This is a genomic window from Paracoccus sphaerophysae, assembly GCF_000763805.1.
Classification (GTDB): Bacteria; Pseudomonadota; Alphaproteobacteria; order Rhodobacterales; family Rhodobacteraceae; genus Paracoccus; species Paracoccus sphaerophysae.
Window position 1 is genome coordinate 1 of the sequence record NZ_JRKS01000084.1, and the last position, 10,806, is coordinate 10,806.

The following is a 10,806-nucleotide window of genomic DNA, read 5'->3' on the forward strand; positions in this document are numbered from 1 at the left end:
GGTAACTCAGTAGCCCCGCGCGCGGTCGACGAGATAGCGCAGCGCCTCGCCCGCCATCGCCCGGCGCAGGTTGTCCGCAACCACCGTCGCCGCCGTGGACGGCCGCGTTTCGGCCGCGACATGCGGCGTCACCGTCACCCCCGGATGGGCCCAGAACGGGTGCGCGGGCGGCAATGGCTCGGTCCGGAACACGTCCAGCACCGCGTGACCCAGCCGGCCCGCATCCAGCGCCGCCAGCAGGTCGTCCTCGACCACCAGCGTCCCGCGGCCGGGGTTGATCAGCACCGCCCCGCGCGGCAGCAGCGACAGCGTGCGCGCGTCCAGCAACCCGCGCGTCCCGGGCGTGTCGGGCAGCAGCGAGATCAGGATCTCGGCCCGCCCCAGCGCCGCGTCCAGCCGCTCGCCGCCCAGCACCGCGATCCCCTCGACCGGCCGTCCCGATGCCGACCAGCCCGTCACCCGGAACCCCAGCCCGGCCAGCGCGCGGGCGACGGCCGCGCCGAGCTCTCCGGTCCCCAGCACCACGACCGAGCGTTCCGCGGCCAGCGGCGGCACGATCTCGTTCCGCCACACCCCGTCCTGCGCATAGCGGTCCATTCCCAGATGCGCCCGCAGCGCCCAGCCGGTGCAGTATTCCACCATCCCCTGCGCCAGCCCCGGATCGACCATCCGGCACAGCGGCTGGGTCAGCGTGGCGTTGCCGACGATCCGCTCCACCCCCGCCCACAGGCTTTGCACGATGCGGGCACTGGTGAAGGGTGCGAAATCCATTGCGCTGCCATCCTCGGGATAGCCGGGGGCATAGAGCACCGCGTCGAAGCCTTGCGGGTCGCCCTCGCGCTGCAGGTCAAGCTCGGGGCAGGCGGCGCGCATAGCGGGCGCCCAGTCGTCCCACAGCACGGCGGGGGCGGCGAAGAAGGCCCGCATCTCAGCGCGGCCGGTTCACATGGGCGGACTGGACGATGCCGAAGGCCATCAGCAGGATCATCAGCTGCGTGCCGCCATAGCTCACCATCGGCAGCGGCACGCCGACCACCGGCATCAGCCCCATCACCATCCCCATGTTGACGGCGAAATACAGAAAGAACGTGCCGGCGACGCCCAGGGTCAGCAGGCTGGCAAAGCGGTCACGGTTGGTCAGCGCCGAATGGATGCAGAAGGCGATCACCAGCGCATACAGCGACAGCAGGCTGATCGTGCCGATGAAGCCGAACTCCTCGGCCAGGGTGGTGAAGATGAAGTCGGTCTGCTTTTCGGGCAGGAAGTTCAGCCGGCTCTGCGTGCCCTGCATCAGGCCGCGCCCCGACCAGCCGCCCGACCCCAGCGCGATCTGGGCCTGGGTGATGTTGTAGCCCGCGCCCAGCGGGTCGGTCGTGGGGTCAAGGAAGGTGTCGATGCGCCGATACTGATAGTCGTGCAGCAGCTGCCAGCTTTTCCCGCGGCTTTCCAGCACCGCAAAGACCAGCCCGCCGACGGCGGCGATCACCGCGCCGAAATACCACAGGCTCACACCGGCCACGAACATCAGGATGCCGCCCCCCGCCAGCAGCATGATCGAGGTGCCAAGGTCGGGCTGCACGACCACCAGCGCCGTCGGCACGAGGATCATCACGACCGGGATCAGCACCCACAGCGGCCGCGACACGCGGCTGAGGTCGAGCCAGTCGTAATAGGCTGCCAGCACCAGGACCAGCGCGATCTTGGTGATCTCGGAAGGCTGCAGCCGGATCGGCCCGACCTGCAGCCAGCGCTGCGCGCCCATCGCGTTGTGGCCGAAGACGTCCACCGCCAGCAGCAGCAGCACGCAGCCGACATAGGCCGGCACCGAGATCGCGCGCCAGAACCAGACCGGCACGAAGGCCAGCCCGATCATCGCGATCATCCCGACGGCAAAGCGTTCCATCTGCGGCTGCGCCCAGACCTCGGCCCGGCCGCCGGCCACCGAATACAGCATCAGGAACCCGGCCGAGGCGACCGCAGTCAGCAGGAACACCAGTGGCCAGTTCAGATACAGGATCTTGCGCCAGCCGGTGGGGGTCTGTTCGGATTTATAGTCGAGATAGCTGCTCATGCTCGGCCTCTCACGCCCGCGCCCGGCCGCTGGCCTGCGCCACCGGGGCCGGCAGCAGCCGCATCCGGGCCCGCATCTCTTCGACCGCGCCGCGCTGGCCGGGGGGATAGGCGTCCAGCGGCGGCAGCCCGCCGGCCAGCGCGAACAGCAGGATGTCGCGGGCGATCGGCGCCGCGACGGCCGACCCGCCGCCGCCGTGTTCCACCACGACCGAGACCGCATAGCGCGGCGCCTCGACCGGGGCATAGCAGACGAACAGCGCATGGTCGCGCCGGATCCACGGCAGCTGGTCGTTGGAAATCACCCCGCGGGCGCGTTCGGCGGCGGTGATGTTGCGGACCTGGCTGGTGCCGGTCTTGCCGGCCATCCGCCATTCCGGCGCGACGATGCGCGACTTGGCGGCGGTGCCGTGGCTGCCGTTCATCACCGCGTCCATGCCGCCCCGGGCGATCTTCAGGTTGGCCTCCGCCAGCCCCAGCTCGGGAAACTCGGCCACCGGCACGGGGGTGCCGTTCACCGCCCGGACGAGCCGCGGCTCGACCGCGCGGCCGGTCGCCACCCGCGCCGTCATGATCGCCAACTGCAAGGGCGAGGCCAGCACATAGCCTTGGCCGATCGACGCGTTCAGGCTGTCGCCCACCTGCCAGTCCTGGTCGTATTTCGCCTTCTTCCAGGCCCGGTCGGGGGCGATGCCTTCGGCAATGGCCGACATCGGCAGTTCGTGGCGGACCCCGATCCCCAGCCGCCGGGCCATGTCGGCGATGCGGTCGATGCCGATCTTCTGCGCCAACTCGTAATAGAATACGTCGCAGGACCGCTCGAGGCTTTGCACCGGGCCGACCGAGCCGTGACCGCCCCGGCTCCAGCAGTGAAAGCGGCGCCCGGCGACGGTGGTGTAACCGGGGCAGTAGAAATGCGACCCGCCGTTGATGAGCCCCGATTCCAGCCCGGCCAGCAGCGTCACCATCTTGAAGGTGGACCCCGGAGGATAGACCCCCTGCACGGTCTTGTCGGCCAGCGGCCGGTGGTCATGCTGCATCAGGGCCCGGTAATCGGCGCCCGAGATGCCGCGGACGAACAGGTTCGGATCGAAGGTCGGGGCCGAGGCGCTGGCGAGGATGTCGCCGGTCTGTGCGTCCAGCACCACCGCGGCGGCGGATTCCTCGCCCAGCCGCTGGATGGCAAAGTTCTGCAGCGCCGCGTCCAGCGTCATCTGCACGGTCTCGCCCTGCTCGCCCTCGATCCGCTCCAGCTCGCGCATCTCGCGGCCGGCGCTGTTGACCTCGACCCGGCGGGTGCCCGCCTTGCCGCGCAGCTGGGTTTCCAGCTTGGCCTCGACCCCCAGCTTGCCCAGCTGGAACTCGGGCAGCATCAGCACCGGGTCGGGATTTTCCATCTTGGACAGGTCGTAATCGGACACCGGCCCGACATAGCCCAGCACATGGGCGAAATCCCCGGCGCGGGGATAGCTGCGCGACAGGCCCGATTCCGGGCTGACGCCGGGCAGGGCAGGGGCGTTGACGGCGATCGAGGAAAACTGGTCCCAGGTCAGCCGGTCGGCGACGACGATGGGGGTGATCGCGCTGCGCCGGCCGATCTCGGCCAGCAGCGCCGCAACGGCGGTGTCGGTCATCGGGATCAGGTGGCGCAGACGGGCGATGACGGCGGCCGCGTCGCCCGCTTCCTCGCGGGTGATGGTGGCGCGGTAATTCGCCTCGTTCCCGGCCAGCAACACGCCGTTGCGGTCGTGGATCAGCCCCCGCGCCGGAGGCAGCAGCCGCAGCTTGATCGAGTTGCCGTCCGACAGCAGCCGGAATTCATCGGCCCGGTCCAGCTGCATGGTCTTCAGCCGCCATCCCAGCGTCGCCACCACGGCGGCCTGGATGGCGCCCAGCATCAGCCCGCGCCGGGTGATCGAGCGGGTGGAATCGACGATCTCGCGGGCGGATTTCTTCATCGCTCTCAGACCAGCTCCAACTCTCCGGGCGCGGCGCGGCGCAGGCCGAGCGCGCGGGTCACCGCCACCACGACCGGATAGGCGAAGACGGTGGCGATCAACCTGAGGATATCCTGCCCCAAAGGCGGCATCGGCGCCAGCACGGGCGGGATCACGAACAACGCCCGGGCGACCCGGTCGGCCAGCACCATCAGCAGCATCAGCATCGCCACCCGTGCCCATTCCGCGACGAACCCCTGTTCCTGCCAGGGCTCGGCCCGGCGTCGTGCGGCCTCGGTCGCGACGACGGCGATGGCGGCGCCCAGCCCGATCGGGCGCATCAGCAGGATGTCGGCGGCCAGCATCAGCGCGGCGACAATCAGCACCGGCACCTGTTCCGGGCGCCGCAGCACCCAGGCGAGCGTCAGCGCCGCCAGCCAGTCCGGCCCGGCCCAGCCGATCCGGCCCGGCGCCAGCGGCAGCAGCGCACCGACGATCAGGGCCAGCCCCGCCGCGACATACAGCGACTGGCCGATCAGCTGGCGCTGGCGCGGCGCGGCGATCATGGGCCTAGTCCTCGGCCTGCGGTTCGCGGTCGGCCTCGGGGGCGGGCGACACGGCGGGGCGCGCGGCGGTCGCCGCGGCGGCGGCCTGGTCGGCGGCCAGCGGCGAAGGCGCCGGCCGCGGCGGCAGCGGCGGGCCGATGAAGCTGGGCGGCGGCGGCGGGATCAGCGCGCTGTTATCGGCCAGCTGCTCGGCCGGGTGGCTGCGCAGCACGCGCAGGAACTCCAGCCGCCCGTAATCTGCCGCCAGCCGCACCCGCATCCGGCCGTCCTTGGTCTCGACCGCCTGCCCGACCAGCAGGCCCGGCGGGAACAGCCCGCCATCGCCGGAACTGACGACCCGGTCGCTGGCCCGCACGTTTTCCGGGCTTTCCATGAAATCGAGATAGGGCAGCGCGGTGTTGTCCCCGGTCAGCAACGCCCGCTGCCCCGAGGGCTGGATCGTCACTGGCAGGCGCGAGGACGGGTCGGTCAGCAGCATCACCCGGCTGGTGGTCTCTCCCACGCCCGAGATGCGGCCGACCAGCCCCAGCCCGTCCATCGTCGCCCAGCCGTCCAGGATGCCGTCGCGGGTGCCGCGGTTCAGCAGCACCGACTGGCGAAAGGCGGTGCCCGAATCGGCCATCACCACGCCTGACACCGAGGTCAGCGCCGGGTCCAGCCGCACGTTGGCCTGGGTCAGCAGCTTGGCGTTTTCCTGTTCCAGCTGGACGGCCGCCTCTTTCCACGCCGACATCCGCTGCAATTCGCGGCGCAGCTCCTGGTTCTGCTCGTAAAGGCGCTGATAGGACTGGAAGCCGGCCACCATCCGGCTGGCCGCAGTCACCGGCGCCATCGCCCAGTTCAGCGAGGGGACGAATCGGTCCACGAAGGCCGCGCGCATCCGTTCGGCGCGCGGGCTGTCGATGCGCCAGAACAGGAACACCGCCAGCAGCAACAGCACCAGCAGCGCCACGAGGATGCGGCGCACCGGCGTGGCGTAGTCATGGCTGCGGCGCGCCATTCAGGCGGCCTCAGCTGTCGTAGTCGATGACGTGGCGCAGTTGCTTTTCGTATTCCAGCGCCTTGCCGGTCCCCAGCGCCACGCAGCTCATCGGCTGGTCGGCGAGCGAGATCATCAGGCCCGTCTGTTCACGCAGCGCCAGGTCCATCTCGCCCAGCATGGCGCCGCCGCCCGACAGCATCACGCCGCGGTCGACGATGTCGGCGGCGAGATCGGGGGGCGTGGCCTCCAGCGCGATCATCACCGCCTCGCAGATCGCCTGCACCGGCTCGGCCAGCGCCTCGGCGATCATCGCCTGGGTGATCTCGACCTCTTTCGGCACCCCGTTCAGCAGGTCGCGGCCGCGCACCATCATCGTTGCGCCGCGCCCGTCATCGGGCATCCGCGCGGTGCCGATAGAGGTCTTGACCTTCTCGGCGGTCTGTTCGCCGATCAGCAGATTGTGGTTGCGGCGCAGGTAGTTGACGATCGCCTCGTCCATCCGGTCGCCGCCGATGCGGACCGAGCGGGCATAGACCACGTCGCCCAGCGACAGCACCGCGACCTCGGTCGTGCCGCCGCCGATGTCGACGACCATGCTGCCGGTCGGCTCGGTGATCGGCATCCCCGCGCCGATGGCCGCGGCGATCGGTTCCGCGATCAGCCCGGCCTTGCGGGCGCCCGCGGACAGCACCGACTGGCGGATGGCGCGCTTTTCCACCGGGGTCGCGCCATGCGGCACGCAGACGATGACCTTCGGTTTGGAAAACGAGGTGCGGCGGAACACCTTCTTCATGAAGTGCTTGATCATTTCCTCGGCGCTGTCGAAGTCGGCGATGACCCCGTCGCGCATCGGGCGGATCGCCTCGATGCTGCCAGGGGTACGGCCCAGCATCAGCTTGGCGTCCTCGCCCACGGCCAGAACCTGCTTCTTGCCGTCCTTGACGTGATAGGCCACGACCGAGGGCTCGTTCAGGATGACGCCCTTGCCCTTGACGTAGATGAGCGTGTTCGCGGTCCCCAGGTCGATCGCGATATCGGTCGAAAACAGACCGCCGAATGCCATTGCCGTAATTCCTTGTCTGCCTGTCCCGCGGCCGGATTTTGGTCTTGACTGCGACTCGCTTGCGTGGCCGTTCGTCGATATAGGCCGCACCTTCCAGCGAATAAAGAGCTTTTCGGCCCCAGCGCCATGTTCCGCGTTGCCGCGAACCCCGCCCCACGGCTAGCCTGCGCGCCGGCTGGAACGGGTCGGGGCAGCGGTGGGTCAGGCAGGGATGAACGGCAAAGCAGGACGGCACGACGCAGGCCGCGCAGGACGATGGGCCGACCTTGTCGCCGGATTCTGCCGCTTTTCCTACCTGGGCAAAAGCGACTGGTCGGCTTTGCGGCTGCGCCGGCCGGACGAGGCAGAGTTCCAGGATCGCGCCCGGCTGCTGTTTGACGATGCGCGCCTCGCCGCCCGCTTCGCGGCCTTCGAGCGGATCTGCCTGCCCTCGATCCTGGCGCAGGACGATCCGCGCTTCGTGATGGTCGTCATCACCTCGCCCGAGCTGCCGCCGCACTGGATGGCGCGGCTTCGCGACCTGTGTGCGCAATCCGAAACGCTGCACCTCGAGGTCGTCGCCGACCGTGACCTCAACCGGGGACTGGGGCCGCTGCTGCAGGACATGACGGCGATGGCGGGGCGCAACCTGATCCAGTTCCGGCTGGACGACGATGACGCGCTGTCATCGGACGCGGTGCCGCGCCTGCGCCGCCTGGCGGACCGGATGGCCGACCTGCCCGAATTCGGGATCAGCATGGCCAACGGTCTGTCCGTCGCGGTCTATCCCGACCGGCCGGTCATCCCGCTGCGCCACGACCTGCCGTTCCTCGGCGCCGGGCTGGCGGTCAGGCTGCGCGATCCGCGCCGGTCGATCTTCGTGATCGGGCATTTCTCGGTCGCCCGGCGGATGACCCATATCGTGGATCGCGGGCCGCCGGGCACGCTGGTGCTGAAATGGCCCTCGGACTCGCGCCCCATCGATCTCGACCGCCTGCCGCCCGGCTTTGCCCCGCTGGACGAGGCGGGATTCCGGTCCGAGCTCGCGGCCCGCTTCCCGTGGCTGACGCCGCAGGATTTTGCCGAGCTGCGCGACATCGCCGCCGCCGCCCGCCCGGCGCTCGTGGCAACGGCGGCCGCCAGCCATCACCGCTGAGCGGCCCGTTCCGCCATGTGGAACGCGGGCGGCGAGCGCGGGCCGTGCGGCCGTTCCACATCATGGAACGGCCGTCGCTGGTCAGTGCGAATACATCGACACCGACTTGGTATCGCTGTCCGGCGCGGTCTTTTCGCGCCGCACCTTCAGCCGGTTCAGCGCGCCGACATAGGCCTTGACCGAGGCGAGGATCGTGTCGGTGTCGGCCGACTGGCCGGTGGCGATCCGGCCCGCTTCCTCCATCCGCACGCTGACCGTGGCCTGCGCGTCGGTTCCCTCGGTCACCGCGTGGACCTGGTACAGCTGCAGGACGCCCTGGTGGTCGAACATCGCATCGACGGCGTTGAAGGCCGCGTCGACCGGGCCGTCGCCCTGCCGGGTCTCGGTCCGCTCGGCGTCGCCGACAACCATCGTCAGCGTCGCCATCGCCGGCTCTCCGCCGCCGCAGACGACCCGCAGCTTCTTGACCTGCAGAAAGTCGCTGCCGGTATTGGCGGCGCTGTCCTGCATTAGCGCGACGAGGTCGTCGTCATAAACCTCCTTCTTGCGGTCGGCGAGTTCCTTGAAGCGTACGAACACGTCCTTGAGCTGGTTGTCGCCCAGCTCATATCCCAGATCGGACAGCTTGGCGCGCAGCGCGGCGCGGCCGGAATGCTTGCCCATGACCAGCGAGGTGTCGGACAGGCCGACATCGGCCGGGCGCATGATCTCGAACGTCTCGGCGTTCTTCAGCATCCCGTCCTGGTGGATGCCCGATTCATGGGCAAAGGCGTTCTTGCCGACGATGGCCTTGTTGAACTGCACCGGAAAGCCCGAGACCTGCGCGACCCGGCGCGAGATGCCCATGATCTTGCGGCTGTCGACGCCGGTGGTGAAGGGCATGATGTCGTGGCGCACCTTCAGCGCCATCACGACCTCTTCCAGCGCGGTGTTGCCGGCGCGTTCACCCAGGCCGTTGATGGTGCATTCGATCTGCCGCGCGCCCGCCTCGACCGCGGCGAGGCTGTTGGCCGTCGCCATACCAAGATCGTTATGGCAGTGTGTCGCAAAGATTATATCATCCGCGCCCGGCACCCGTTCCAGCAGCATCCGGATCAGCTCGGCGCTTTCCCGCGGGGCGGTGTAGCCAACGGTGTCGGGGATGTTGATCGTGGTGGCGCCCGCCTTGATGGCGATTTCCACGACCCGGCACAGATAGTCACGCTCGGTCCGGGTCGCGTCCATCGGCGACCACTGGACGTTGTCGCACAGGTTGCGGGCATGGCTCACCGTCTGGTGGATGCGGTCCGCCATCTGGTCCATGTCCAGATTCGGGATCGCCCGGTGCAGCGGCGAGGTGCCGATGAAGGTGTGAATGCGCGGCTGCCGAGCGTGGCGCACGGCCTCCCAGCAGCGGTCGATGTCGGGGAACTGCGCGCGGGCGAGGCCGCAGATGACCGCGTTCTTCGCCTGCCGGGCGATCTCGGAGACGGCGGCGAAGTCGCCTTCCGAAGCGATGGGAAAGCCCGCCTCGATGATGTCCACGCCCATCTCGTCCAGCATCTGGGCGATTTCCAGCTTTTCGGCGTGTGACATGGTGGCGCCGGGCGACTGTTCGCCGTCGCGCAGCGTGGTGTCGAAGATCAGGACCCGGTTCGGTTCGGAACGGTCGGTAACGGGGCGGTCGGCGGGACGGTCGGTCATGGGCGGATGCTTCCTTGGCTGTCGTGTCGGGACTGGCCGGGCGCTGCGCTGATCTGAGCGGCGGCCCGGCGGACCCGCTCAGCGCAGCGTAAGAAGCAGCAGACCGCGGAGGCGCACGACCGCGCGCCCGCCCGGCAGGGGGCTGGTGGCGGCGGTCGACAACAGGGGCAGTGTCCGGGTCATGGCCGAGACTATAAAGCCGCGAACGGGCTTGAAAAGCCGAAAAAGCGCGATCGGGCGGCGCTCAGCCCCGGCGCGGCAGGCCAAGGGCCGGAAACTCGATCTTGGGGCAGCGGTTCTGGACCACGGTCAGGCCCGCGGCCTCGGCCCTGGCGGCGGCATCGGCGTGCATCACGCCGATCTGCATCCAGACTGTCTTGAGGTCGGGCAGTTCGGCCATCGCCTCGTCGACGATCCCCGGCACCGCCTCGGACTGGCGGAAGATGTCCACCATGTCGACGCCCGAATCCTTGGGGATGTCGGCGAGCGTGGCATAGGTCGTCTCGCCCAGGATCTGCTGGCCGGCATGGCCGGGGTTGACCGGGATCACGCGGAACCCCTGTGACTGCAGGAACCGCGCGACGCCGTGGCTGGGGCGGTCGGGGTTTGGGGACAGCCCGACGACGGCGATGGTGCGGGTGGTCTCGGCGATCTTGCGGATGTCGGGCTGGGCCATGACGAAGCGTCCTTTCGTTCTGCCCCGACAACGACCGCGGGGCGGCCCGCGTTCCGCAAGGCCGCAGCGAGAGAGGCTGAAATAAAAAGCGCCCGGTACGGGACCGGGCGCGAGTCGCGGAACGAGGGACAGTGATCTGAACAGGACCGTTCCGTGGTCCGTGTTCGTGATGTAAATGTGCACCAGACCTCCGAAGTTCCATAGGGCTTCCCGAAAACGTGAAAATCTAGCGTCCGAGCCGCTTCCACTGTTCCGCCGCGATGGCGATGATGCCCGGATCGGCCGCCAGCCGGTCGCGCGCCCCGGCGGTCGAGGTCAGATACAGCGTCCCCGACACCACGATCGCCAGATCGGGGCGCCCGGGCTGCTTCTGGCCTTCGCTGAGCTTCACCGGGCAGTTGCCGCCAAAGCCCGGCGCATAGGCGCGGGGGTTGGCCTCGAAGGCGGCGCGGTTGGCCTCGTTGGCAAAGATCCAGTCGCGGCCCTTCCAATGGGTCGAGATGCTGCCATCCCCACCGACGGTGCGGCCGCTGTCGCGCAGGCTGACCACGTCCATGCCGCCCACGGCCTCGCCCGCGGCGCCGGCCACCGGCGCGCCGGCCACCGCCGCCAGCGCCAGCGCGCCGGCAAGGGCGGGGCGCCAGCGCGCGGTGGGACGGGGAACAAAGGTGGCGATGCGGGGCAGGGGGATCAT

10 protein-coding genes are annotated in these 10,806 nt (G+C 69.5%); 1 reads left to right on the top strand and 9 read right to left on the bottom strand.

The annotated features are described in order from the left end of the window. Positions 1 to 6 precede the first annotated feature (6 nt). From IC63_RS15310 to IC63_RS15335, 6 genes are read right to left on the bottom strand one after another with little or no spacing between them, the layout of a single operon-like run. Positions 7 to 927 carry a 2-hydroxyacid dehydrogenase gene (locus IC63_RS15310; RefSeq protein WP_036722006.1) on the bottom strand — a complete coding sequence of 307 codons (921 nt, stop codon included), beginning with the start codon at positions 925 to 927 and terminating at the stop codon, positions 7 to 9. A 1-nt stretch (position 928) separates the two neighbouring features. Next, on the bottom strand, positions 929 to 2,071 hold the full coding sequence (gene rodA, locus IC63_RS15315) for a rod shape-determining protein RodA (RefSeq protein ID WP_036722007.1): 1,143 nt from the start codon (positions 2,069 to 2,071) through the stop codon (positions 929 to 931). A gap of 10 nt (positions 2,072 to 2,081) precedes the next feature. Next, the gene (gene mrdA / locus IC63_RS15320; RefSeq protein WP_036722009.1) at positions 2,082 to 4,028 is read right to left on the bottom strand and encodes a penicillin-binding protein 2; all 1,947 of its coding nucleotides are present in this window, start codon (positions 4,026 to 4,028) and stop codon (positions 2,082 to 2,084) included. Between the two features lie 5 nt (positions 4,029 to 4,033). Next, entirely contained in the window at positions 4,034 to 4,573 is a 540-nt protein-coding gene (locus IC63_RS15325) for a hypothetical protein (RefSeq protein WP_036722012.1), read from the bottom strand. 4 nt (positions 4,574 to 4,577) lie between these two features. Continuing rightward, positions 4,578 to 5,573, bottom strand: coding sequence for a rod shape-determining protein MreC (mreC, locus tag IC63_RS15330; protein ID WP_052042300.1), 996 nt, complete (start codon positions 5,571 to 5,573; stop codon positions 4,578 to 4,580). Positions 5,574 to 5,583: 10 nt separating this feature from the next. Next, the gene (locus IC63_RS15335; RefSeq protein WP_036722015.1) at positions 5,584 to 6,618 is read right to left on the bottom strand and encodes a rod shape-determining protein; all 1,035 of its coding nucleotides are present in this window, start codon (positions 6,616 to 6,618) and stop codon (positions 5,584 to 5,586) included. Between the two features lie 211 nt (positions 6,619 to 6,829). On the opposite strand from IC63_RS15335, the gene IC63_RS15340 reads away from it, so the two are divergent. After that, positions 6,830 to 7,753 (top strand): glycosyltransferase, encoded by a 924-nt coding sequence (locus tag IC63_RS15340; protein WP_084115969.1) that lies wholly within the window; start codon positions 6,830 to 6,832, stop codon positions 7,751 to 7,753. Between the two features lie 81 nt (positions 7,754 to 7,834). Here the strand turns inward: IC63_RS15340 and IC63_RS15345 are convergent, their stop codons facing one another. The 3 genes from IC63_RS15345 to IC63_RS18555 all read right to left on the bottom strand — a co-directional run. After that, positions 7,835 to 9,436, bottom strand: coding sequence for a 2-isopropylmalate synthase (locus IC63_RS15345; protein WP_036722017.1), 1,602 nt, complete (start codon positions 9,434 to 9,436; stop codon positions 7,835 to 7,837). A gap of 244 nt (positions 9,437 to 9,680) precedes the next feature. Beyond that, positions 9,681 to 10,112, bottom strand: coding sequence for a CoA-binding protein (locus tag IC63_RS15355; RefSeq protein WP_052042302.1), 432 nt, complete (start codon positions 10,110 to 10,112; stop codon positions 9,681 to 9,683). Between the two features lie 226 nt (positions 10,113 to 10,338). Further along, positions 10,339 to 10,806: YHS domain-containing (seleno)protein (locus IC63_RS18555; RefSeq protein ID WP_052042303.1), on the bottom strand; the 468-nt coding region annotated here is incomplete at its 5' end.